The organism is Kutzneria sp. CA-103260 (assembly GCF_018263855.1).
Classification (GTDB): domain Bacteria; phylum Actinomycetota; class Actinomycetes; order Mycobacteriales; family Pseudonocardiaceae; genus Kutzneria.
The window spans coordinates 1,535,903-1,557,946 of the sequence record NZ_CP073318.1; the positions used below are offsets into that span (position 1 = coordinate 1,535,903).

Here is a 22,044-nt window from a genome sequence, read left to right on the forward strand (position 1 = left end):
GGCGCATGAGTATGCTCCGCCGCGTGCCGGCAGCCTCATCGATCAAGGTGGAACTACTCGGCCCGGTCCGCGCCTGGTCGGACCGTGGCGAGGTCCCGCTGGGGCCACCGCGGCAGCGGGCGCTGTTCGCGATCCTGGCGGCCAGCGTCGACACGGTGGTGTCCCGCGGCGAGCTGATCGACGGCATCTGGGGCGAGGACCCGCCGGCCAGCGCCGAGGGCAGCCTCTACACCTACGTCTCGGAGCTGCGGCGGGCGTTGGAGCCGGGCCGGGCCAACCGGGCGCCGAGCAGCCTGCTGGAGTCGTCCGGCGCCGGCTACGTGCTGCGGACGCCGGCCGAGAACGTGGACCTGACCAGGTTCGAGATCCTGCGCCAGCAGGCCGCCGGGCTGACGCCGGCCGAGGCGGTGCGGGCCCTGGACGCGGCGCTGGCGCTGTGGCGCGGCGAGGCGTTCGACGAGATCCCCGGACCGTACGCGCAGCGCCGCCGGGACAGCCTCGCCGAACTGCGGCTGGCCGCCCGGGAGCAGCGGGCCGAGGCGCTGATCGGTCTCGGGTCGGCTGGGGGCGTGGTCGACGAGCTGACCGACCTGGTCCGGACCTATCCGCTGCGCGAGCGGGTGCGGGCCCTGCTGATGACCGCGCTGCACCGATGTGGCCGGCAGGCCGAGGCCGTCGAGGTCTACCGGGACGCGAAGCGGCTGCTGGAGGACGAGCTGGGCATCGAGCCGAGCCCGCCGCTGACCAAGCTCTACCAGCAGATTCTCGCCGGCAACCTGCGCCCGCCGGCTCGCGCGAGCCACCGCAACCGGGTGCCGGAGGGCTTCGTGAGCCGGGCCGTCGAGGTCGCCCGGATGCAGGCCATGGTCGCCGAGGTCGTGGCCGGCCGGGGTGGCGTCGTCTGGCTGGAGGGTGAGCCCGGCATCGGCAAGTCCTCGCTGCTCGCGGCCGGTCTCGCCGGCGCGGAACCAGCCGGCTGCCAGCTCGGCTGGGCGGTGGCCGACGAGCTGGGACAGCGCTTTCCGCTGCGGACCGTGCTGGAATGCCTGGACGTGGACGGCCGCTCGGCCGACCCGCGTCGGGCGGAGCTGGCCGACACCCTGCACAGCCCGTCGAACGCGCTGCTACCCGGGGCCGATCCGGTCACGGCCGCGGTCGACCGGTTGCTGGCGTTCGTGGAGACGCTGTGCGAGGACGGCCCGCTGCTGCTCGTGATCGACGACCTGCAATGGGCCGATGAGACGAGTTTGCTGGTGTGGCATCGGCTTTGCCGCGTCACCAGCCGGCTGCCGCTGCTGTTGGTGGCCAGCGCGCGGATAGTGCCGAGGCGGCCGCACGTGGAGCAGGTGCGGCTGGCGGCCGAGGCCGAGCACAGCTACATCGTCACGCTGGAGCCGTTGTCGGCCGACGATGTCGGCGACATCGTCCGGCTGTCGGCCGGCGCCCCGCCCGGGCCCCGGCTGACCGACCTGACCGCCCGCGCCGGCGGAAATCCCTTGTACGTAAGGGAACTCCTGGACGCGCTGGCCCGCGAGAACGCCATCACCGTCGCTGACGGCAGCGCCGAGGTCGAGCGGGGCGCCGCGGCCCCAGGCTCGCTGGTGGCCGCCCTGACCAGCAGACTGAGCTTCCTGTCGGCCGAGACGCGGGAAATCCTGCAATGGGCCTCGCTGCTGGGCCTCGAGTTCGCCGTCGACGACCTCGCCGTGATCACCGGACGGTCCGATCTCCGCAGCCGGCTGGACGAGGCGGTCACCGGGGCGGTACTGATCGACAATGGGCCGTACCTGGCGTTCCGGCACGGCTTGATCCGACAGGCGCTGTACGAGGGCACGCCGAACGCCCTGCGCCTAGCCCTGCACGGCCACGCCGCGCAGGCGCTGGCCAAGGCCGGCGCGCCGCTGCAACAGGTCGCCGAGCAGCTGCTGGCCGTGCCCGGCGCGGTCGACGGCTGGGTCGTGACCTGGTTGCGGGACAACGCATCCACGCTCGGGCAGTTGGCGCCGCAGATCACCATGGAGCTGATCGGGCGGGCCCTGGCCACGCCGTCGATCGACGCCCCGGCCCGTGAGGAGCTGACGGCTCAGCAGGCGCTGCTGTCGTTCGGCCTCGGCGGCGCACCCGAAGCCGAGGTGCGGTACGTGATCGGCCGCACGAAGGACGTCGACCGCTTGTCGGAGATGCGTTCCATCCTCGCGCACATCTACAGCCGGCGTGATGAGGGCGCGGCGGCGGTGGAAATGCTGCGCGACTCCCTGGAGAACCCGGACGTGCCGGAGTTCTGGAAGGCCCGGCACGAGGTGCTGACCGCGATCTGCGAGCGGACCGGCAACCAGGACCTGACCGCCGATGAGCTCAGCGCCCGGCGCGCGGTCAAACGGGCCCAGGAGTGCGGCGACAAGTTCGCCGTCGCCCACGGCCTCCAGGAGCTGTGGGTGGTGCACTCCGTGCGCCGCGAGCACGCGGCGGCCATCGAGGTCGTGGACGAGGCGATCGCCGCCATCGCCGACGTGCCGGAACTCGTCGGGCTGCGGCTGAGCCTGCTGGACAACCGGCTGTTCACCCTGCAGAACCTGGACCGCCTGACCGAGGTCGACGACGCCATCCGGTTCGCCCGCGAACTCGGCCGGAAGTACGCCGTGCCAACGGAAATGCACGTGCCGGCGGCCGTGCACCACTACTGGACCGGGCGCTGGGACGAGGCGCTGGTCGATCTCGACAGCGCCGTGCAGGACAGCCCGGAGATGACGTTCTACGGCCTGCGGGAAAGCACCGTGACGCTGCTCCTGCTGCACGGCGCGGCCGCGCTCATCGCACTCCGCCGAAGCGATGACGACGCCGCGGACGCGCACCTGCTGGCCGCCGCCGAGCTACCGGTGTCCAGTCCGGCGGAGCGGGAGAACTGCGACTTTCTCGTTGCCGCGCAAGCGGTTGCGGCCGAACGGGAGGGCCGCCTCGACGAGGCCGTGTCGTTGTTGAAGCCGAACCTGAAGGCCGACTACTCGCAGATGACCCTGCGCCACCAGTGGTTGCCGGACCTGGCCCGGCTGGCCGTGCAGAGCGGCGACCTGGCGCTGGCCGGCGAAGCCCTGGAGCAGTGCGAGGACGAGGCCGGTCGCGAACAGCAGCCGGCCCGCGCCTACACCGCCGCGCTGCGCTGCCGGGCCCTGGTCACCGGCGATCCCGAGCCGGCCCGGGAAGCCGTCGAGCACTACCGGCTCATCGGCCGTGCCGTCGAACTCGGCCAGGCGCTGGAGGATCTGGCCGTCCTGCACAGCATTCGCGGCCAGCACACCGAAGCCCGGGCCGCCCTCGACGACGCCGTTGCCGTGTATGGGAGTTACGGCGCGCGGTGGGACATCGAGCGGGCCAGGGACCGGGTCGGCGGCTGATCACTCGCCCCAGAGTCGCCGCACCCGATCGTAGACCTGTTGCTGGTGCGAGAACTCGAGGTTGTTGCCGTCCGGGTCGGTGATCATGCAGACGTAGCCGACCGGGAACGGGATGTCGGCCGGCGGCATGCGCAGGCAGCCGGCCGCCTCGGCCTTGGCCGCGATGGCGTCCACGTCCTCCCGACGCGGCACCTCGATGCCCAGGTGGGCGAACGGGGCCAGGTGCGGCTGCCGCTTGCCGATGTCGGCGTGGAAGGTCACCAGCACCAGCACGAACGGGTCGACCACCTGGCCGTCGTTGGACAGCCACAGCGACCGGCCGGTGTCGTCGGCGAACTCCGCGACCTTCACCAGCGGCGTGAACTCGGTGTACCAGGCCAGGGACACGTCGACATCGGCCGCCGGCAGCGCGACGTGCGTCCACCGCGGGCGCGGCGGACCGGCGTAGGGAGTGTCGGTCATGACCTCGAGTATGTCCGAGCCGGCCGGGTCCGGCCACGGGTCAGGATCGGGCAAGAAGTCGACAGCATTGGTCTGCCGGTGCGCCGCCCCGGGCTCATACCGTTGTGGCACAAGCAACGTAGGGAGTGCGGACATGGGTATCACTCTGGTCACCGGGGCCAGCTCGGGCATCGGGCGGGCGTCCGCGCTGGCGATGGCCGAGCGCGGCGACGGCGTCATCCTGACGTACAACGGCAACAAGGACGGCGCCGAGGAAGCGGTGGCCGCTATCCGGCAGGCCGGCGGCACCGCGGTCGCGCTGCGCCTGGACGTCGGCGACAGCTCGACCTTTCCGTCCTTTGTGGACGAGGTGCGGGACACCCTGGAGAGCGTCTGGCAGACCGACCGGATCACCTCGTTGGTGAACAACGCCGGCATCGGCGGCGGCACGAAGTTCGCCGACACCACCGAGGAACGGTTCGACGACCTCGTGAACGTCCTGTTCCGCGGCGTGTTCTTCCTGACCCAGCGGCTGCTGCCGGTGCTGGCCGACGGCTCCGCCATCGTCAACGTCGCCAGCTCCAGCGCCAGGTCCAACCCCATCGACCTGGCCGGCGGCTACTCTGCCTACGCCGCGTGCAAGGGCGCGGTCATCGTGCTGACCCGGCACCTGGCCGTGGAGCTGTCCGACCGGCGGATCCGGGTCAACTCCGTGTCGCCGGGCCCGACCCACACCAGCATCTCCGGCAACGCCTTCGACAAGATGGCCCACCTCGTGCCCGAGCTGGCCAGCAAGACCCTGCTCGGCCGGCTCGGCGACCCCCGCGACATCGGGGCCATGGTGGCGGTCCTGCTGTCCGAGGAGGGACAGTGGATCACTGGCCAGGACATCGAGGTCTCCGGCGGCTACCGGCTCGGCGTCTAGGCCGTGCCCAGTGGATTGTCGATGGCGTACCGCCAGAATCCGTCCGCCCCACGGCGGGCCACGTCGGTGGCCGTGCCCTCGACGTGCACCGGCTGCCCGTCGGGACCGGTGCCGCTGATCGTCCAGTCCACGATCAGCAACGCCAGGTCCCCGTTGACGTAGACGTGCCGGGGCCGCACCTCGATCGGCAGCCCCAGGTCCATCAGTCGCTGGTTGGCCTCGGCGCGGCTGGTCCCGCTGACCGGTTGGCCCGGGGTCGGCACCAGGAGGCCGTCGGTCTCGTAGACCGCCTCCACCGCCGCCGGGTCTCCGCTGTTGAACGCCTGGGCGAAGACGTGTGGATGCTCGGCGGCTTCTCGGGTCAGACTGTGCTGGTGGGTCACCCTGACAGCCAAGCCGAGCCCTTCGTGGCTCACCAAACGGTGAGTCACGCCTGGGATGCCGAACTCGTGCCCTCCGACCTCGGCCGGACCCGACGACCCGAGGCCACCTGCCCGGTGGAAGTCGCCCTGGCCGCCATCGGCGGCCGCTGGACGACGCTGGTCCTGCGGGATCTGATGTCTGGGCCGCGGTCGTTCACGGAGCTGGCCGACGGGCTGCCGACCCTCAGCGCCAAGGTGTTGACCGAGCGGCTGGCCGGCCTCGAACAGCAGGGGCTCGTGGCGCGGCGGCGGCTCGGCGGATTCCCAGCGCGCACGGAATACCGGCTCACGGAGGCCGGCCAGCTGCTGCGGCCGCTGCTGGTCGAGCTGTACCGGACGGGCGAGGCGTTGCTCGCGGTCAATCCCCGCTGATCGCCACCAGCCGGGCGTCCAGGCGCGCCGGCACCGCGACCAGTGCCCGTGCCACCAGGCAGTTGCGCTTGGTGGCCTCGGCCATGGCCTGGAACTGGGCGTCGGCGATGCCGGACACCGCGGCCTCGCAGCGCAGCTCGATGTCGGACAGGGCGATGCCGCCGGCGCCGGACTCGGTCTGCACCTCGGCGAACGTCTCGATGCGCAGCGGCGGGTAGCCGGCGTCGTCGAGGTCGGCGGCCAGGGCCATCGAGAAGCAGCCGGCGAAAGCCATGCCCAGCAGGGACTCGGGGCTGCCGACGGTGCCGTCGGTGTCTTCGATGAGCTCGGGGTTGACCCGGCGCGCGAGGTCGTAGCGGACCCGGACCGCGCCCTTGATCATCTCGCCGGAGCCGGCCTTCTCGGTGCCGGTCCACACGGCCCGACCGGTGTGCGGGGCGCTGCGCTCGGCCGGGGATTCCTCGCCGTCGAGCAGGTCGGCGGGGGACAGGCCCAGGGCGGCGGCGAGCACCAGCAGGGCCCGCAGCGACGGTGCACGCTCGCCCTGCTCCAGCCGGTAGAGGTGCACCTCGGACAGCCCGGTCAGGCCGGCGACGTCGATGAGCCGCAGCCCCCGCGCGAACCGGGCGGCCCGCAGCCGTTCGGCCATCACCTGCAACTGGGCGTCGATCTGGGTCTCGTCGAGCGTCACAACCGCCAAGTTTGCGCGACAGGCAAGTGGTAGGCAAGTGCTTGACTGTGTGGCAAGCAACAGGCAAGCATGCTGGTCATGGGAATTCAGGTACGCCGACGGGCCGAGGCCCGCTGGGCCGGCACCGTTCCGACCGGTGTCGGCCACATCAGGACGGCCAGCAAGGCGCTGGACAGCGACTACTCGCTGCGCTCCCGCGAGACCGACGACGCCCCGCTCAACACCAACCCCGAGGAGCTGATCGGGGCCGGGCTGGCCGGCTGCTTCGCCATGTCGGTGGCCAACCTGCTGGAGCAGGAGGGCTACGACGGCGTCGAGGTGACGGCCAACGCCGTGGTGCGGCTGGAGGAGACCGGCGCGGGCTACCGGATCACCGAGATCGGCCTGTCGGTGACCGGGCGGGCCGACGGGCTCGCCGACGACGACTTCGCCCGCCTCACCGACCAGGCGAAACGCACCTGCCCGGTGTCACTGGCGCTGGCCGGGACGACAATCACCCTGGCGCAGACCAAGGTGGTGAGCTGATGGGCTCTCGTTACGTCGTGTACCGCGATGACGTCGAGCCGGCGGGGTCGAGCCGGCCGGTGCTGACCGAGGCCTTCGGCTGCCACTACCTGACTGAGTCCGTGCACACGATCACCACTGACGCCACGTTTGAGTCCGGCGAGCACGAGGAGCTGTTGTTCGTGCTGCACGGCCGTGGGCGGCTGCTGGTCAACGGCACGGCCGAGGAGTTCGGGCCGGAGAGCGGCATCTACATCGGACCAGGGGAGACCTACCGGCTGGAGGCCGCCGAACCCACGGAGATCGTGAGCGTCCGGATAACCAGTCCGGATCTGACGGTCGAGGTCGGCGAGCGCCGCACGGTGTCGGCGTTGGAGGAGCAGCAGATCGGCCAGGCCACGGCCGGCCGCGAGTACCGGATCCTGGCCGACCCGTCGACCGGCTTCCGCTCCGGCACGCACTTCGTCGGCGACGTGCCGACCGGCGAGCCCGCGCCATTGCACTACCACCGCTACAACGAGGTCATCTACGTCTTGCAGGGCAACGGGATCCTGCACATCGACGGCGAGCGCAACCCGCTCTACCCGGGCGCCTGCATCCACCTGCCGGCCCGCACCCTGCACCAGGTGGAGAACACCGGCGACGTGCCGATCCGCGAGGTCGCGGTGTTCGTGCCGGCCGGCTCGCCGGCGGCCGCCTACCTGCCCGACGGCACCAGCGCTTACCCCACCGAGCCGGACGACCCCCAGGGCGGAATTCGATAGGAGCGGGCCATGGACATGCCGACGCTGGCCGGTCACGAGGTCGTCGACACCACCGACGTCGACGAGGCCCGCCTGGTCGGCAGCCGGATCTTCCGCGCGCACCAGCTGTTGCCGGGCAGCGGCGACTTCCGGGCCGTGCTCCGGTCCACCGTGGTCGGTGGCGTCACCGTGTCCCATGTGGACTATCGGGCCGGCGTGCGGATCGTCACCGCCGCGCCCAGCACCGGATACCTGGTGCACATCCCGCTGACCGGGCGGGCGGCGATCACCTGCGGTCGGGACGCGGTGACCTCGGACCCGTCGACCGCGGTCGTCGTCGATCCGGCCGAACACCTGGACATGACCTGGTCCCGGGGGACGCCGCAGCTCATCGTCGGCATCGACCGCGAGCGCCTGGAACGACATCTGTGCCGCACCCTGGGGCGGAGCCTGGACCGGCCGCTGCGCTTCGCGCTCGGCCTTGATCTGACCACCGCGGCCGCTCGGGCCTGGCTCAACGTCATGGCCCTGCTGATCGACGAGGTCTCGGCCGGGGATCCCGTTGCGCCGCAACAGCTGGAGGCTCTGGTGTTGCAGCGTTTCCTGCTGGCCCAGGAGAACACCTACAGCGCTGCCCTGCGTGAGGACCGGCCGGTCGCGCCGCGGGCCATCCGCAAGGCGATGGCGCTGATCGAGAACCACGCGGCCGAGCCGCTGACCGTCGAGGACATCGCCGAGGCGGTCGGCGTCGGGGTTCGGTCCCTGCAAGAGGGATTCCGTCGCTTCGCCGACACCACGCCGATGTGCCACCTGCGTGACGTCCGCCTGCGCCGGGTGCACGCGGAACTGCTGGCGGCCGAGCCCGGTCGCGTGACCGTCACCGAGGTGGCCACGCGCTGGGGATTCCTGCACGCCGGTCGGTTCTCGGTGCTCTACCGCGAGCGCTTCGGCGAGAAGCCGTCGGCCACGCTCCAGCGCTAGCCTGCGCGGTTCGGACAACCGGCTCGCCGGTCGGATAGCCCGGCTGGCGTCGCCACTTTAAGGTTCCTGGCTAATTCGCCCTGAGCGAGAGGGAAACAACGGATGTTGACCTCCTCCGAAGAGTTCCGGCTGCGGTTCCCGGCACTGTCCGAGATGACCTACCTGGCGTCGTGCAGCCAGGGCGCGTTGTCGGACACGCTGGCCGCCGCGCTGCTGGAGTTCCAGCACACGATGTTGCGGCACGGCGCCCCGTGGTCGATCTGGATGGCCGAAGTGGACCGCGCTCGCGGCCTGTTCGCCGACCTGATCAACGCCGACGTGGACGAGATCGCCGTGCTGCCGTCGGTGTCCACCGCCGCCTACCAGGTGGCGTCCACAAGGGACTGGAGGTCGCGGCCGACGATCGTCAGCACCGACATGGAGTTCCCGTCGGTCGCCCACGTCTGGTTGGCCCAGCAGGGAAACGGCGCAACCGTTCGCTATGTCGAGGATCGGGCCGGCGTCGTGGCGGCCGAGGACTACCACGCCGCGATCGACGAGACCTGTGGCCTGGTGTCAGTGCCGCTGATCTCCTACCGCAACGGGGTTCGGCTGCCGGTGCGGGACGTGCTGGCCAGCGCTCAGTCGGCCGGTGCGCTGACCTTCGTGGACGCTTATCAGGGTGCCGGCGTCGAGCCCGTCGACGTTCGGGAGCTCGGCTGCGACTTCCTCGCCGCCGGGGCGCTCAAGTACCTGCTGGGCATTCCCGGCATCGCCTTCCTGTACGTGCGTGGTGGCGTCGGCGACTCCCGTGACCCGCAGGCGACCGGCTGGTTCGGCCGCCGCGACCCGTTCGCCTTCGACCCGCGCCACATCGACTATCCCGTCGAAGCACGTCGCTTCGAGGGCGGCACACCGGCGATCCCCGCCGCCTACGGCGCGGTGGCCGGCCTCCGTGTGCTGAGCAGTCTGGACCCCAAGACCGTCCAGCAGCACATCGCCGAGCTCGGCCAATACGCGCACGAATCCCTTGTCGCCGCTGGGGAACGCCTGTGGTCGCCGGCCGATCCGACCCTGCGCGGCCCGCAGGTCGCGGTGCTCACCGCCGACCCCAATCACCTGGCCGGCTACCTCGCCGACCGGAACATCATCACCAGCCCGCGCGGCGAGCTGCTGCGTCTCTCCCTGCACTACTACTCCACAGTGGACGACGTCGACACTGTCGTCGCCGCCATCCGCGACTACCGCCGCATCGGAGGATGACCACCATGGACGGACCGCCCGAACTGTCCAGAAGGCTGAAGTCCCGCCAGTTAGCCATGATCGGTATCGGCGGGGCCATCGGAACCGGCTTGTTCCTCGGCTCGACGCTCGCCATCAGCAACGCCGGCCCGGCCACCATCGTCGCGTACATCCTCTGTGGACTGGTCGCGATGGTGATCGCCTGGGCGCTGGCCGAGATGGTGGTCGTGCATCCGGAGGCTGGCGCTTTCGGCGCCATCGCGCACCGCTATCTCGGCGGCTGGGCCGGCTTCGTCGTGCGCTGGACCTACTGGGCCGGCCAGGTCATCGCCGTCGGCGGTGAGGTGATCGCCGCTGGCATCTACCTGCAGTACTGGTGGCCGCAGCTGCCGCTGTGGATCCCGGTCGTGCTGCTGTCGGCGGTGATCCTGGTGGTCAACGCCGTCACGGTGAGCTTCTTCGGCTCGCTCGAATACTGGTTCTCCATGGTGAAGGTCACCGCCATCGCCGTTTTTGTGGTGCTGGGCTTCGTGCTGATCTTCTTCGGGTTGCCCGGTCAACCGGCTACCGGTTTCGGCAATCTCACCTCGCACGGCGGTTTTCTCCCCAACGGCATCGGCGGCCTCGGGCTGGCCATGATCTTCTCGCTGTTCAGCTACATCGGCACCGAGGTCGTGTCGGTGACCGCCGCCGAGTCCAAGGACCCGGCCCGGGACATCCCGCGGGCGGCCCGGAAGATGGTGCTTCGGGTGGGTTTCTTCTACGTGCTGGCCATCATCGTGATCGTCTCCATCGTGCCGTGGACGGTCGCCGCCCAGGGCGGCACCCTGGACGCGAGCCCGTTCGTGAAGGTGTTCGCCGCGGCCAACATCCCGGCCGCCGCCGGCGTCATGAACTTCGTCGTCATCACCGCCGCCCTGTCCAGCGCCAACACCAATCTCTACGTGACCACCCGGATGGCCCATTCGCTGGCCCTGCACCGGCTCGCGCCGGCCTGGGCCGGCCGGCTGACCAGCAGCGGCGTCCCGCGCAACGCCCTGGCGCTGTCGGCCGTGGGCATGGCCATCGCCGCCGTGCTGTCGGCCCAGTCCAACTCGCAGGCGTACCTGGTGATCTTCGGCGTCTCGATCTTCGCCGCCATCGTGGTGTGGATCCTGATCATGTTGTCCCACTTCGCCTTCCGGATCCGCCGACGTCGGGCCGGCCTGCCGCCGTCACCGGTCCGGCTGCTGGGCGCACCGGTCACCTCCGGCGTCACCACCGTGTTCCTGCTCGCCGTGCTGGTGTCCACGTTCTTCGTGCCCGGACTCGGCCCCGCCTGGCAGTTCGGCATCCCGTTCTTCGTCCTCCTGCTGCTGGTCTACGGCGCGCTGCGGCTGCGGCCCGGGCACCATGAGGCCACCAGCGCCGTGACGGCGAGGGAAACAGCGTGAGCCAACCGGTCGCCGACCTGGAGCGCTGGATCCGTGGCGAGTTCACCGAGCTCAACACCGAGCTGGAAGAGCTCTACTTCACTGAGAAGGCGATCATCCTGGCGGGCCGGTCCGATGTGGACTCCCTGGTGGACACCCTTGTCCGTGAAGGCGAATCCCTGATCGCCCGGGTCGCTGAGCGCCAGGAGCTGCCGGCCGACCAGGACTCCCGTTATGAACTGCTTGGCCTGGTCGGGTTCTACCTCGGCGCCTGTCGCCGGCACGAGGTGGAGCCCGACCAGTCCCGAATCGCTCCGCTGGCCCTGGCCCTGTCGACCTCGCTGGGCGTCGCGCCCCGGTTCTCCTCGGCCCACCAGCATCTCCACAACCGGGCCGTGGGCGGCGCTTTCCACACCTTCACCGCCCTGGACAGCGAACGGATCTTCCTGACCTACAACGGCTTGGCCGTGATGGCCTATCGCCGCGCCGCCCACGCCCTGCTCGGCATCCCGCCCCTGGGCGTCTCCAACCCCTTGGCCACCTATCACTTCTCCGACGCCCTGGCCGCCCTGGGCAACGTCATGGCCTACAGCCGCACCCTGGCCGACGAGCTCGACCGTGACCGCTTCTTCTACAACATCCGCCCGTACTTCAAGAGCTACCGGGTCGGCCGGTCCGAGTACCGCGGCGCCAACGCCGGCGACTTCGCCGCCATCAACACCATCGACGTGCTGCTGGGCCTGTGCTCCCCGCACGATCCCTTCTACCAGTGGGTCGCCGCCGACAAGTACCCCTACGTCGCCCCCGAGGACCAGCCCGTCCTCCGCGCCCTCGCCACCACGGAATCCCTGCTGGCCGCCTTCCTCCGCGAACTGGAGGCCGGCCCGGTGTCGTTGTCCCTACGGGAGAACGCCGAGCTCTTCCTGGCCGCGTGCAAGCAACACGGCGCAGCCACCGTCTTCCACCACCATCGTCTGGTCGTGCCCTACCTGGAAGAACCCGCTGCCAACACGCCCAGCCGCCCCGACCTCACCGCCAGCGGTCCGCCGCTGGCGGTGGTCATCGAGACCTTGGCCCGGCTGCGGGACTTACGCGCCGCCCGCGAACGCCCCGGCCTCGCCACCGCCCGTCCTTACCTCGACCGCGTCCAGCAACTCCTCAAGCCCCGGTGACCACCCGCATGAACGCCACCGACTCCGCCGTCTCGTTGACATAGGCGTATTCCTGGTCGCTGGCGATCACCGCGCTCTGCCCGGCCGCCAACACCTGCCGACCCGCCGCCAATTCCAGGGTCAGCCGTCCCGAAATCACGTGGTGGATCTCCTGTGCCCCGGCCCGGTCGGGCTCCGCGTCGTACCGTCCGCCGGGAGCCAGGACCCACCGCCACAGCTCGGCCCGCTGCTCTGTTGTCGCCCCAAGCAGCACCGCCCGACTGCCGTCGGGATCCTGCCACACCAGTGTCCCCTCAACCGCCGGCTCGTCCGGCAGCGCCAGGGCGGCGAAGTCCGCGTCGAGAGCGTGGGCGATCCGGTCCACGGTGGTGAGGCTGGGGTTGGCCTGGCCCAGCTCGATGTCGGTGAGCATGCGCCGGCTGACCGAGCTGGCGTCGGCCAGTTGCTGAACGCTCCAGCCGCGCTCCTTGCGCCGGGCCCGGATGCGGCCGCCGACGCGGGTGACGAACTCCGCGGTGCTCCCCATGGTGAGCAGCATAGTGCTCACGAGGGTTGCCAGCGGACTGGATGGGAAATATATTGCTCACTCGTGAGGATTCGTGAGTTCGCGGTCGAGCAGTGGATGAACGAGTACGAGGAGACCTGCCGACACAACCTGGCCGAGACGTGCGTGCGCTCGCTCACCGCGGGCGAGCTGCTGGAGATGTCGGGGCGGCGCGAGGACGTGCTGGCCGAACTGGCGGCCACCCAGCTGACGTACGGCCCGATCCCGGGCAGCCCACGGCTAAGGGAACTGGTCGCCGGTCTGTACGCGAACCAGGGAGCGGACAACGTCTTGATCACCCACGGGGCGATCGGCGCGAACGCACTCGTGCACACGACCCTGGTCGACCCGGGTGATCACGTCGTCGCGGTGGTCCCCACCTACCAGCAGCACTACTCCATCCCCGACAGCTACGGCGCCCGGGTCTCTCTGCTGAGGCTGCGCGCGGAGCACGGCTGGCTGCCCGACCTGGACGAACTCGACCGCCTGGTCACGCCGGACACCAAGCTGATCGCCGTCAACAACCCCAACAATCCCACCGGCGCGCTCATCGACGAGGCCGGCCTGGCCCGCATCGTGGCGATCGCCGACCGGGTCGGGGCCTGGGTGCTGTGCGACGAGGTCTACCGCGGCGTCGACCAGGGCGGGGACGGCTTCACGGCCTCGATCGCCGACCTGTACGAGCGCGGCATCTCCACCGGCAGCATGTCGAAACCGTTCTCCCTGGCCGGATTGCGCCTGGGCTGGATCGTCGCCCCGGCCGACCTGCTGCGGGCCGTCGCTACCCACCGCGACTACAACACGATCAGCGTCGGCCGGGTCGACGACCTGTTGGCCTGCGTCGCGTTGGAGCAGAAGGACGCCATCCTCGGACGGGCGCGCCGCATCACCCGCACCAATCTGTCCATTCTGGACGAATGGGTACGCGGCCGCGCCGATGTCGACTACGTGAAGCCGACATCGGGCACGACCGCGTTGGTGCGCTACCACGCGCCGATCGGTTCGTACGAGTTCTGCACGCGCCTGCTGGAGCGGACCGGTGTCATGGTCACTCCCGGCGCCGCCTTCGACATCGAGCACACCATCCGCATCGGCTACGCCGACGACACCGACACACTGCGCACCGGCCTGAAGCTGATCGGTCAGTTCCTCGACGAGCTCTGAGCGGTGACCCGGTTCCGCAGCGTGCCCAGCTCGGACACGTGGGTGACAACGACGTCGCCCTCACCGAGGAACACCTGCGGTTCCCGGGCATTGCCGATGCCGCTGGGAGTTCCGGTGAGCAGCACGTCGCCGGCCCGCAGTGTCATGCCCCGGCTGAGCTCGGCGATCAGCCGCTCGAACCGGAACGCCATCTGCCCGGTCGACGCGTTCTGCCGCCGCTCCCCGTTGACTTCGCACAGGATTCGCAGGCCATTCGGGTCGGTGACCTCGTCCACGGTGGTGATCCACGGGCCGAGCGGCATGGTGGCGTCGATGCTCTTGCCTTTGAGCCACTGGCCGCCGTGGGCTCGTTGCAAGTCCCGCTGCGAGACGTCGTTGGCCACACAGAAGCCGAAAACGTGTTGCCACGCCTGGCCTTCCGGGATGTCACGACCATCACGGCCGATCACCAGCGCGACTTCGGCCTCGTAGTCCCACTTCTTCGAGAGCTCAGGGTCGTAGGCGATGTCGTCGAACGGGCCGATCACGGTGTCCGGGCCCTTGGTGAAGAAGGTCGGATGCCTGGGGATCTCCGCCGGGTCCTGGCCCTCGCGCTTGCCCTTGGATTCCTCGAAGTGGTCCCAGTAGTTCCAGCCGGTGCACAGGATGTCCCGGTTGAACCGCCGCAGCGGCGGCCCGAGCCGAACGTCGGCCAACGGCATCTTCGGTGCGCTGGCGGCGGCCGCGCGGACGGCCGCCAGCGGTGTGACGCCGCGGACCACGTCATCGAGGCTGCCGGGCAGCAGCGCGATTTCCGCCTGGTCCATGTCGACCGAGCCCAGCTGCCAGCCGCCGTCGAACCACACCGACGCCAGTCTCATGACAGCACCCCGATCGCGTTGATCTCGATGAGGTATTCCTTGTTGACGAAGCCGGAGACCTCGACCATGGTGGAGGCTGGGGCGCTGCCCGTGAAGTACTGCCGCCGCACAGCGTGAATGGCCTCGAAGTCGTTGATGTCCCGGACGTACACGTCGACCCGGGCGAGGTCGTCGAGCGTGCCGCCGGCGGCCTCGATGGCCGCCTTGAGGTTCTGGCACACCTGATGGGTCTGGGCCGTGATGTCCCCGACGCCGGTGACGCCACCCTCGGCATTGCGCGCGGTCATGCCGGAGATGAACACCAGCCGCCCGGGCTCGGCGACCGTTGCCTGGGCGAAGTGCCCGTTGGGGACGGCCAGCGCCGGGGACACGATCTCGTTCTTGGGCATGGGCTTCCTCGTCAGCGAGCGTCGTCGGGGCTGGTGTACCAGTCGGGCTGGGTCGGGTAGTGCGGGCCGTCGTAGATCTCCAGCAGCACGGTCTCCTCCTCGGCCCGGGTCGGGCCGTGCATGCTGCCCTTGGGATTCCAGTAGAACGAGCCCTCGGTCAGCGTCAGCCCGGTCGGCACGTAGGTGTAGCGGCCCCGAAGGCAGAACATGAACTGGTTGGACGCGTGCGCGTGCCGGGACGGAATTCCCGACCCCGGCCGGAATCGCACCAGCGCGATCGAGGCGCCGGTGACGTCGTCCCGCCACAGCATCTTGTGCGACAACCCGGCCAGGGTCTTGTCCACCCAGCCGAGGTCCTTGGTCTGCAACAGGATCTCCCGGAACCGGCCCAGCACCTCGCCGCCCGGCCCGGTCTCGGTGTGCTCGCGGGCCTGGTCCGGCGCCTCGCCGGAATAGGCCGCCGGCTCGGACAGATTGATGTTCATCGGCGCTCCCCGAGATAGGTCAGCTCGATCAGTCGATCCGGTGCGATGAGCACGAAGTGCCGGCCGGACAGGGCCAGCGGCTCGCCGGGCGTCGGATCGACGGCGTAGACCCGGACCTCGTCGCTGTCGAACACGAGCGGCAGCCCCGGCAGCGGCGCGGCCGGCGAACCGGGCCTCACGTCCTTGCTCGCCTCCTCGCCGAGGTCCTTGAGTTCGACGAGTCGGTTGCGGTACAGACGATCGCCGTCGTTGGTCAGCATGTGCACGGGCGACGGCGGCCGGAACACGACGCCGCCCGGCTTCTCCTCCAGGAACCGGGGCGGATCGCCATTGAGCCAGTCCATGTGGCACGGCGAGGATTCCAGGTTCAGCACCAGATAGGGGTTGTGGTGCAGGTGCCATGGCTGGGTCTCGCCCGGCGCCAGCGCCACCTCCCACACCCGGACCCGAGGGTTGTCCAGCAGCACGGTCTGCCCGATCTCCCCGAGCACGATCCGTTCACCGCTCGGCGAGTGCACGATCTGTCCCGCGGTCATCGGCTGCCTCCTCGCGTGATCTGGACGTAGGCGTCGCGGACCGGGTCCTTGGCCGGGTCCGCCGGGTCGAAGGGCAGGATCGCCGCCACATGGCCGTCCGGCCGGACGAGGACAGCGGTGTCGGGCAGCACCCCGATCCGCTTGGTGGCGTGCTCGTCCGGGTCGAACAGGGCCTGGTCGCGCAGGCCGGAGTCCAGCGGCGCGTCCCATCGGCTGACCAGATGCCGGCTCAGCCCGGGAGTCTCGGTGTCGGGGATGCGCGGCCGCCGGCGTACATCGGTGAAGTAGAGGGCGGCGAAGGCGTCGCGGGTCAGGTCGTGCAGCCGGATCCGGCTTTGCGGCCCGAAAACGGGGAGATCGGGCAGCCGGTCGCCGGTGCGCACCGGCGCGGGCGTGTCGCCGGTGGCGATCATCGACCAGTCGCCGCTGCCGTCTACGTCCAGGCGCACCCCGAGCAGCGACCGGGTCACGGCGACACCCCAGCGTCCACCGTCCATTGCGGACACATCGGCGGCACGCCGGTCCATGTAGGCGCGGGCGGCCTCAGCCATCTCGCCGGAACCGCGGATAGCCACCGGCGCCTGCTCGCGCTCGTAGCCGTCGAGCAGGCTCTCGTCAGCCCAGCCCCGCAGCACCCAGGCCAGCCGCCACGGCAGGTTCGAGGCGTCCAACACGCCGGTGTTCAGGCCGAGCGCCCACATCGGCGTGATCAGATGAGCGGCGTCGCCCATCAGGAAGACCCGGCCCTCCCGCCACCGGTCGGCGACCCGGTGGTGCACCGGATACACGTTGGTGCCCAACACTCGCAGCCCGTCGACCTCGCCGATGAACCGGCGGGCCTTGGCTGCCAGCTCGGCCCGGTTGGGCTCGGGCCGGCCCGGCTCCAGCGGATAGAGGAACCGCCAGCAGTGCGGCTGGCGGACCAGGACCATCCACTCCTCGGGATCACCGAAGTAGGCCAGATAGGGATAGTCGCGCGGGTTGGCCTCGTCCAGGTCGACTTCGAGGTCCACCAGCATGTAACGCTGCGCCAGGGTGTGTCCCTCGACCGTGCTGCCGAGCGCTTCCCGCAGTTGGGACCGGCCGCCGTCACAGGCCAGCAGATAACTGCCGCGCACGGTCTCGTCACCGACCTGGACATCCACGTAGTCCTGGTGCTGTGTGAAACCAGTGACCCGGCGTCCCATGCGGACGGTGTCAGGAGCGAGTCGTTCCAGCCGGTCCCGCAGCACGGGCTCCAGATGGTGTTGGGGGATGTTGATGACAAAAGGGAACTTGGTGTCGCTGCCCAACGCACCCGTGTGGACACTCGCCCGCGCGGTGCCGGTGGACCGGTCGATGTCGCCGATCTCGTCGATCCGCAGCGACGCGGCGAGCACGTCCGCGGCGGCGTCGTACCGGTCCAGCACCTCGATCGTGCGGGTGAGCACCGTGCCAGCCTTGGTGTCCAGCGAGAGCTGGTCGTCCTCCTCGAACACCAGCACGTCCACGCCGTGGTGGACCAGGCCGAGCGCGGTGATCAGGCCGACCGGGCCGCCACCGGCGACGATCACCGGCAGGTTGCGCATGCGGATCACTCCTTGGCGAAGGCGCGGTCGCGGGTGAGGGTGGAGCCGGTCATCGTGGCCGCGTCGGACAGCAGGAACAGCAGCGGGCCGGCCACGTCCTCCGGGGTGCCGATGCCGGTGGTGGCCGCCCAGTGCGCGCGTTCCGGCCCGTCCGGGTTGGCCGCGCGGAACTGGGCGGTGTCGATCACGCCCGGGAACACCGTGTTCACCCGGATCCGGTGCGGCGCGACCTCGGCCGCCAGCGACTTGGCGAACGAGATCAGCGCGCCTTTGCTGGCCGCGTAGGCGGCGGCCTGGGCCCGGCCCATGTGGGCCAGGCCAGAGGCGAACACCAGGATGGTGCCGTGCCGCCGCTCGATCATGTGCGGCAGCACGGCCTGACAGGCCCAGACCACGCCGTCCAGGTTGATCGCCAGGGTCCGGCGCCACTCGGCCGGATCCGTGTCGACCACGTCGGTGCGGGGCTGGACCGCCGCCGCGCACACCAGCCCGTCGATCCGGCCGTGCCGGGCCAAGACCTCCGCCACCGCCGCGAACACCGCGTCCCGGTCGGAGACGTCCACCTCGTGCTGCGCCACGCCGTCGAACACAGGGGAGCGCGCCACGTCCAGAACCTCGCTGGCCCCACCGGCCTCGGCGAAGCCCCGCGCCACGGCCGCGCCGATCCCGTTGGCCCCGCCGGTCACCACCAGCACCTCGCCCGTGGCATCGAAACTGCTCTTCATCACCGGTCTCCTGGTCTGTCGTCCACAAGCGCGCGGAGGGCCGTCAAGACGGTGCGGTCCAGCCGGACACCGTCCCGGAGAGTGCTTTCCGCCCGTTCCTGTTCCAGCTGTCCCGGCAGGTAGACCCGGTCGACACCAGGCCTGGTCGGGGACGCCTCGATCTCCTCGGCCAGGCGCCGAGCGCGGTCGGCGAAACCGGGGGCGAAAGCGTTCGGCTCGACGGCCAGGAAGAAGTGCGCGCAGTCGTTCGGCACGGAGGTGTCCGCGTACAGGCCGCGCACACCGGATCCGAACGCGCCGCCGGACAATGCTCCCGTGAGCACGTCGATTATCAGCGCGAGGCCGTAGCCCTTGGGGCCGCTGGTCGGCAGCAGCATGCCGGCCAGCGCCCGCGTCGCATCGGTGGTCGGCTGGCCGGCGGCATCCGTCGCCCAGGCGGCCGGAATATCACGGCCTTCCTGCGCGGCCAGCCGAATCTTGCCCAGGGCAGCCTCGGACAGGGCCATGTCCAGCACGATCGGCGGCCGCCCCGGCAGTGGAACCGCGATGGCCAGCGGATTGTTGCCCACCACCGGCCGAGCGCCGCCGGGCGCCGGCATCAGCGGCCGGGTGTTCGCCGCCGCCAGGCCGATCAGGCCCTCGGCGGCGGCCGTTGCGGCATAACGGAAAGCGGCCCCGAAATGGAATGCGTGCCGGACGGCGACCGCGCCGATGCCGTGGACGCGGGCCTTGGCGATGGCCGTCCGCATGGCCTGATCACCGCTGAGCTGGCCCAGCCCATGCTGCGCGTCCAACGTCGCGACAGCGCCGAACTCGTGCAGCACCTTGGCTTCCTCGGCCAGGCTGACCGAGCCCTGGCGGATTCGCTCCACGTACATCGGCACCAGCAGCACGCCGTGCGACGGCACACCCCGCAGATCGGCCGCCACCAGCGACTCCGCGACCGTTCGGGCCGCCACCGTCGAGAAGCCGAGGCCGGCGAAAATCTGCTCGACCGTGTCGGTCAGCCAGCTCGCGGTCACCACGGTCGGATCGGTCATGGCCGGAAACGCTAAGCGGCCGTGGAATCGCCGGCTATCCCGTCAGCGCGGCGGCTGTGCGGATAGCGTGTCCGGTGATCAATGCGTGCCGACCCCGTTCGGGCAGACTGGTCGTGGGGAGCACGCCGTCGGGGTGGCCCGGGCACGTGGGTTCACGGTCCTGGCCGGTCAGGCCGATCCGCTGCTCACCGGACTCGCCTCCGCGCCGATCGTCTCCGCGCTGCGCCGGCATCTGGACACCTTGCCGGAGCCGGAACTGGCCGGGCTGCCCGATCTCGGCCGGCTGGTCCCGCATCCGGGTCTGCCGGAGCCGTCGCCCTCGGTCGACCCGGCGCTGGCCCGGACCAGGATGTTCGAGTCGGTGCACCGGTTGATGGAACGGCTGGCTCCCACGCTGCTGTTCGTCGACGACCTGCACTGGGCCGATCGCGGCACCATCGAGCTGCTGCACTACCTGGGGCGGGACACCGCCGGCCACCGGCTCGCCGCGACCGCCATCGCCCTGCACCGCGGCCGGCCGCAGGACGCCCCGCCGCTGGAAGACCTCGGAGCTTTCGAGGATCCGCTGCTGGGCTGCGCCCGCGTGCTGTTCGCCGGCCTGGCCGCGGTGGCCGCCGGCGACGGCGAGACGGCCGGCCAGATCATCTGGCTGCTAGGGGCCGGTGGCCAGACCGCCCAACTCGTCGACGCCTGTGCTGACCGGGTCGCCGGGCTTGACACCGCAGCTGACCGGCTCGCCGCGATGGGCGCGCCTCTCCTTGCCGCGCAAGCACGTCTGGAGCACGCCGAGCGCGATGACGGCCGTGAGGCCGAGATCGTGCTGCTGGTCGGGGAGGGCCTGTCCAACGCCGGCATCGCCGCCCGCCTGTTCCTCAGCGAGCGCACCGTGGAGACCCACCTTCGCAACGGCTACAAGCGGTTGGGCGTCACTTCCCGAGCTGCCCTCGTGAACTGGGCTCGACAGCAGCGAGACTGATCGTTCGATCGATCCTGTCGATTTCGTCTTGACTCATCCGATCTCTGGTGGTTCGCTGGCACCACCGCCGCGTTGGGACCCCTGCCCCCCAGCCAGGAGCGCGGATATGAGGCTTGCCCACGCACTGATCGTCACCGGCTTGACCGGGGCGCTCGCCCTTCCCGGCGTACCCGCCGACTCGGCGACGCCCCGCACATTCATGGCGTCGCCATCCCAGCTTTCCGCCGTCCTGTCGCAGGCCCGCCCTGGCGACCACGTCGAGGTCACTTCCGGCGTCTACACCACCGGGCTCATCCACGTCGGCCGTTCCGGGACCGCCGCCGCCCCCATCACCATTTCCGCCTCCGGTCCCGTGACTTTCACCGGCGCCGGCGGTCTCGACCTTGCTGGCGCTTCGCACGTCGTCGTGCAGGGCTTCACCTTCTCTGACGGCGGCGGCTTGACCGTGCCCGGCGACGCCAAGGCCAACCGCGTCACCCGCAACACGTTCCAGGGCAACACGGGCGGCGCTGATCTGACCGTGAAGGCCGACGACACCGAGGTCGACCACAACACGTTCGAGAACCGCACCGCCCAGGGCAACTACATCCAGGTCGTCGGTCCCGGTGCGAGCGACATGGCCAAGCGGGTCCACATACACCAGAACTACTTCTACAACCACCAGTACAAGGGCGCCAACGGCGGCGAGTCCATCCGCTTCGGCCTCTCCGGCCGGCAGCACGCCGTGGCCGACGGCTTGATCGAGAATAACCTGTTCGACAAGGCCGACGGCGACTCCGAGGCCATTTCCATCAAGTCCAGCAACAACGTCGTGCGCTACAACACCATCATCAACAGCCGCGGCACGCTTTCGCTGCGCCATGGCTGGAACACCCGAGTCGAGGGCAACATCCTCATCGGCGGCAGCACCGGCATTCGCTTCTTCGGCAACAACCATGTCATCGTCAACAACCTGGTGGAGGACACTTCCGGCCCCGCCATGGAGTTCGGCGGCGGCGAGGTTCGCGACGACACCACCAGCGGCACCGACCATGAGGCGTCCGACCACTGCATCGTCGCCTTCAACACCTTGTCCGGCAGCGACAATCTCGTCTGGTACGAGAGCAGCAAGAAGTACCCGCCGTCCGACGACACCCTCGCCGACAACGTCCTGCTCGGCCATGGCACCGCCGCCGGCACGGGCACCGGCACCACCCTGCACTTCACCGGCAACATCCTTTCCGGCTCTTCCGCCGGCTCACTCCCCGCCGGTTCCTACCGCACCATCGACCCCAAGCTCACCCGTGACGCCCACAACCTCCTGCGTCCCACCGCCGGTAGCCCCGTCATCGGCGCCGCCACCGGCTCTTTCCCGCAGGTGACCTTGGACATCGACCAGCAGTCCCGCCCCTCCGCCAAGGACGTCGGCGCCGACCAGTTCAACTCCGCCACTCCCGCCCACCCCCTCACCCCCGCCGAAGTCGGCCCCAAGGCCCCCTAAC

23 protein-coding genes are annotated in these 22,044 nt (G+C 70.3%); 12 read left to right on the plus strand and 11 right to left on the minus strand.

Annotated features, from left to right (window positions below; translation table 11 throughout):
• Positions 1 to 23 precede the first annotated feature (23 nt).
• On the plus strand, positions 24 to 3,392 hold the full coding sequence (locus JJ691_RS06785; RefSeq protein WP_211767930.1) for a BTAD domain-containing putative transcriptional regulator: 3,369 nt from the start codon (positions 24 to 26) through the stop codon (positions 3,390 to 3,392).
• On the opposite strand, the gene JJ691_RS06790 is transcribed toward JJ691_RS06785, so the two are convergent.
• Positions 3,393 to 3,854, minus strand: a complete 462-nt coding sequence (locus JJ691_RS06790) for a VOC family protein (protein ID WP_211767931.1) — start codon at positions 3,852 to 3,854, stop codon at positions 3,393 to 3,395.
• Positions 3,855 to 3,987: 133 nt separating this feature from the next.
• Between JJ691_RS06790 and JJ691_RS06795 the strand changes: the two genes are divergently transcribed.
• Positions 3,988 to 4,758 carry an SDR family NAD(P)-dependent oxidoreductase gene (locus tag JJ691_RS06795; RefSeq protein ID WP_211767932.1) on the plus strand — a complete coding sequence of 257 codons (771 nt, stop codon included), beginning with the start codon at positions 3,988 to 3,990 and terminating at the stop codon, positions 4,756 to 4,758.
• Here the strand turns inward: JJ691_RS06795 and JJ691_RS06800 are convergent.
• Positions 4,755 to 5,141, minus strand: coding sequence for a YybH family protein (locus tag JJ691_RS06800; RefSeq protein WP_249227741.1), 387 nt, complete (start codon positions 5,139 to 5,141; stop codon positions 4,755 to 4,757). The two genes, JJ691_RS06795 and JJ691_RS06800, sit on opposite strands and share 4 nt — an antisense overlap.
• Positions 5,142 to 5,165: 24 nt before the next feature.
• On the opposite strand from JJ691_RS06800, the gene JJ691_RS06805 reads away from it, so the two are divergent.
• Complete coding sequence (locus JJ691_RS06805; protein ID WP_249227742.1) at positions 5,166 to 5,552, plus strand: winged helix-turn-helix transcriptional regulator; 387 nt, start codon at positions 5,166 to 5,168, stop codon at positions 5,550 to 5,552.
• Here the strand turns inward: JJ691_RS06805 and JJ691_RS06810 are convergent.
• A complete protein-coding gene (locus tag JJ691_RS06810) occupies positions 5,539 to 6,243 on the minus strand; it encodes an OsmC family peroxiredoxin (protein WP_211767935.1) in 705 nt (234 codons plus the stop codon). The genes JJ691_RS06805 and JJ691_RS06810 overlap by 14 nt on opposite strands.
• Positions 6,244 to 6,321: 78 nt before the next feature.
• On the opposite strand from JJ691_RS06810, the gene JJ691_RS06815 reads away from it, so the two are divergent.
• The 6 genes from JJ691_RS06815 (at position 6,322) to JJ691_RS06840 (ending at position 12,276) form a co-directional block, all read left to right on the plus strand.
• A complete protein-coding gene (locus JJ691_RS06815) occupies positions 6,322 to 6,768 on the plus strand; it encodes an OsmC family peroxiredoxin (protein ID WP_211767936.1) in 447 nt (148 codons plus the stop codon).
• On the plus strand, positions 6,768 to 7,511 hold the full coding sequence (locus tag JJ691_RS06820) for a cupin domain-containing protein (protein ID WP_211767937.1): 744 nt from the start codon (positions 6,768 to 6,770) through the stop codon (positions 7,509 to 7,511). Before JJ691_RS06815 ends, JJ691_RS06820 begins: the two co-directional genes overlap by 1 nt.
• 9 nt (positions 7,512 to 7,520) lie before the next feature.
• Entirely contained in the window at positions 7,521 to 8,471 is a 951-nt protein-coding gene (locus tag JJ691_RS06825) for an AraC family transcriptional regulator (RefSeq protein ID WP_211767938.1), read from the plus strand.
• Positions 8,472 to 8,573: 102 nt separating this feature from the next.
• A complete protein-coding gene (locus JJ691_RS06830) occupies positions 8,574 to 9,713 on the plus strand; it encodes an aminotransferase class V-fold PLP-dependent enzyme (protein WP_211767939.1) in 1,140 nt (379 codons plus the stop codon).
• A gap of 5 nt (positions 9,714 to 9,718) precedes the next feature.
• Positions 9,719 to 11,125, plus strand: coding sequence for an amino acid permease (locus JJ691_RS06835; protein ID WP_249227743.1), 1,407 nt, complete (start codon positions 9,719 to 9,721; stop codon positions 11,123 to 11,125).
• Positions 11,122 to 12,276 (plus strand): monodechloroaminopyrrolnitrin synthase PrnB family protein, encoded by a 1,155-nt coding sequence (locus tag JJ691_RS06840; RefSeq protein WP_211767941.1) that lies wholly within the window; start codon positions 11,122 to 11,124, stop codon positions 12,274 to 12,276. The genes JJ691_RS06835 and JJ691_RS06840 overlap by 4 nt, the downstream gene beginning before the upstream one ends.
• Here the strand turns inward: JJ691_RS06840 and JJ691_RS06845 are convergent.
• Positions 12,263 to 12,802 carry a helix-turn-helix domain-containing protein gene (locus JJ691_RS06845; protein ID WP_211767942.1) on the minus strand — a complete coding sequence of 180 codons (540 nt, stop codon included), beginning with the start codon at positions 12,800 to 12,802 and terminating at the stop codon, positions 12,263 to 12,265. The genes JJ691_RS06840 and JJ691_RS06845 overlap by 14 nt on opposite strands.
• 63 nt (positions 12,803 to 12,865) lie before the next feature.
• Between JJ691_RS06845 and JJ691_RS06850 the strand changes: the two genes are divergently transcribed.
• On the plus strand, positions 12,866 to 13,984 hold the full coding sequence (locus tag JJ691_RS06850) for an aminotransferase (protein ID WP_211767943.1): 1,119 nt from the start codon (positions 12,866 to 12,868) through the stop codon (positions 13,982 to 13,984).
• On the opposite strand, the gene JJ691_RS06855 is transcribed toward JJ691_RS06850, so the two are convergent.
• The 7 genes from JJ691_RS06855 to JJ691_RS06885 are packed head-to-tail and all read right to left on the minus strand — an operon-like array spanning position 13,963 to position 19,587.
• A complete protein-coding gene (locus JJ691_RS06855) occupies positions 13,963 to 14,844 on the minus strand; it encodes a fumarylacetoacetate hydrolase family protein (protein ID WP_211767944.1) in 882 nt (293 codons plus the stop codon). The genes JJ691_RS06850 and JJ691_RS06855 overlap by 22 nt on opposite strands.
• The gene (locus tag JJ691_RS06860) at positions 14,841 to 15,233 is read right to left on the minus strand and encodes a RidA family protein (protein ID WP_211767945.1); all 393 of its coding nucleotides are present in this window, start codon (positions 15,231 to 15,233) and stop codon (positions 14,841 to 14,843) included. Before JJ691_RS06860 ends, JJ691_RS06855 begins: the two co-directional genes overlap by 4 nt.
• An 11-nt stretch (positions 15,234 to 15,244) precedes the next feature.
• Positions 15,245 to 15,718 carry a cupin domain-containing protein gene (locus tag JJ691_RS06865; RefSeq protein ID WP_211767946.1) on the minus strand — a complete coding sequence of 158 codons (474 nt, stop codon included), beginning with the start codon at positions 15,716 to 15,718 and terminating at the stop codon, positions 15,245 to 15,247.
• Positions 15,715 to 16,254: a hypothetical protein gene (locus tag JJ691_RS06870; protein WP_211767947.1), complete on the minus strand. Its 540-nt coding sequence runs from the start codon at positions 16,252 to 16,254 to the stop codon at positions 15,715 to 15,717. The genes JJ691_RS06865 and JJ691_RS06870 overlap by 4 nt, the downstream gene beginning before the upstream one ends.
• On the minus strand, positions 16,251 to 17,822 hold the full coding sequence (locus tag JJ691_RS06875; RefSeq protein WP_211767948.1) for an FAD-dependent monooxygenase: 1,572 nt from the start codon (positions 17,820 to 17,822) through the stop codon (positions 16,251 to 16,253). The genes JJ691_RS06870 and JJ691_RS06875 overlap by 4 nt, the downstream gene beginning before the upstream one ends.
• A gap of 5 nt (positions 17,823 to 17,827) precedes the next feature.
• The gene (locus JJ691_RS06880; RefSeq protein WP_211767949.1) at positions 17,828 to 18,547 is read right to left on the minus strand and encodes an SDR family NAD(P)-dependent oxidoreductase; all 720 of its coding nucleotides are present in this window, start codon (positions 18,545 to 18,547) and stop codon (positions 17,828 to 17,830) included.
• Positions 18,547 to 19,587: an Ldh family oxidoreductase gene (locus tag JJ691_RS06885; RefSeq protein ID WP_211767950.1), complete on the minus strand. Its 1,041-nt coding sequence runs from the start codon at positions 19,585 to 19,587 to the stop codon at positions 18,547 to 18,549. The genes JJ691_RS06880 and JJ691_RS06885 overlap by 1 nt, the downstream gene beginning before the upstream one ends.
• 85 nt (positions 19,588 to 19,672) lie before the next feature.
• On the opposite strand from JJ691_RS06885, the gene JJ691_RS52100 reads away from it, so the two are divergent.
• Together JJ691_RS52100 and JJ691_RS06895 are read left to right on the plus strand one after the other, a co-directional pair.
• Positions 19,673 to 20,563, plus strand: a complete 891-nt coding sequence (locus tag JJ691_RS52100; RefSeq protein ID WP_249227744.1) for a response regulator transcription factor — start codon at positions 19,673 to 19,675, stop codon at positions 20,561 to 20,563.
• A gap of 106 nt (positions 20,564 to 20,669) precedes the next feature.
• Positions 20,670 to 22,043, plus strand: coding sequence for a polysaccharide lyase 6 family protein (locus JJ691_RS06895; protein ID WP_211767951.1), 1,374 nt, complete (start codon positions 20,670 to 20,672; stop codon positions 22,041 to 22,043).
• Position 22,044: the final 1 nt, after the last annotated feature.

Bases quoted from the DNA above. Each gene is read 5' to 3' on its own strand.
- JJ691_RS06790 (WP_211767931.1), bottom strand. From the start codon at position 3,854: ATGACCGACACTCCCTACGCCGGTCCGCCGCGCCCGCGGTGGACGCAC.
- JJ691_RS06795 (WP_211767932.1), top strand. From the start codon at position 3,988: ATGGGTATCACTCTGGTCACCGGGGCCAGCTCGGGCATCGGGCGGGCG.
- JJ691_RS06815 (WP_211767936.1), top strand. From the start codon at position 6,322: ATGGGAATTCAGGTACGCCGACGGGCCGAGGCCCGCTGGGCCGGCACC.
- JJ691_RS06820 (WP_211767937.1), top strand. From the start codon at position 6,768: ATGGGCTCTCGTTACGTCGTGTACCGCGATGACGTCGAGCCGGCGGGG.
- JJ691_RS06825 (WP_211767938.1), top strand. From the start codon at position 7,521: ATGGACATGCCGACGCTGGCCGGTCACGAGGTCGTCGACACCACCGAC.
- JJ691_RS06830 (WP_211767939.1), top strand. From the start codon at position 8,574: ATGTTGACCTCCTCCGAAGAGTTCCGGCTGCGGTTCCCGGCACTGTCC.
- JJ691_RS06835 (WP_249227743.1), top strand. From the start codon at position 9,719: ATGGACGGACCGCCCGAACTGTCCAGAAGGCTGAAGTCCCGCCAGTTA.
- JJ691_RS06845 (WP_211767942.1), bottom strand. From the start codon at position 12,802: ATGGGGAGCACCGCGGAGTTCGTCACCCGCGTCGGCGGCCGCATCCGG.
- JJ691_RS06855 (WP_211767944.1), bottom strand. From the start codon at position 14,844: ATGAGACTGGCGTCGGTGTGGTTCGACGGCGGCTGGCAGCTGGGCTCG.
- JJ691_RS06860 (WP_211767945.1), bottom strand. From the start codon at position 15,233: ATGCCCAAGAACGAGATCGTGTCCCCGGCGCTGGCCGTCCCCAACGGG.
- JJ691_RS06865 (WP_211767946.1), bottom strand. From the start codon at position 15,718: ATGAACATCAATCTGTCCGAGCCGGCGGCCTATTCCGGCGAGGCGCCG.
- JJ691_RS06870 (WP_211767947.1), bottom strand. From the start codon at position 16,254: ATGACCGCGGGACAGATCGTGCACTCGCCGAGCGGTGAACGGATCGTG.
- JJ691_RS06875 (WP_211767948.1), bottom strand. From the start codon at position 17,822: ATGCGCAACCTGCCGGTGATCGTCGCCGGTGGCGGCCCGGTCGGCCTG.
- JJ691_RS06880 (WP_211767949.1), bottom strand. From the start codon at position 18,547: ATGAAGAGCAGTTTCGATGCCACGGGCGAGGTGCTGGTGGTGACCGGC.
- JJ691_RS06885 (WP_211767950.1), bottom strand. From the start codon at position 19,587: ATGACCGATCCGACCGTGGTGACCGCGAGCTGGCTGACCGACACGGTC.
- JJ691_RS06895 (WP_211767951.1), top strand. From the start codon at position 20,670: ATGAGGCTTGCCCACGCACTGATCGTCACCGGCTTGACCGGGGCGCTC.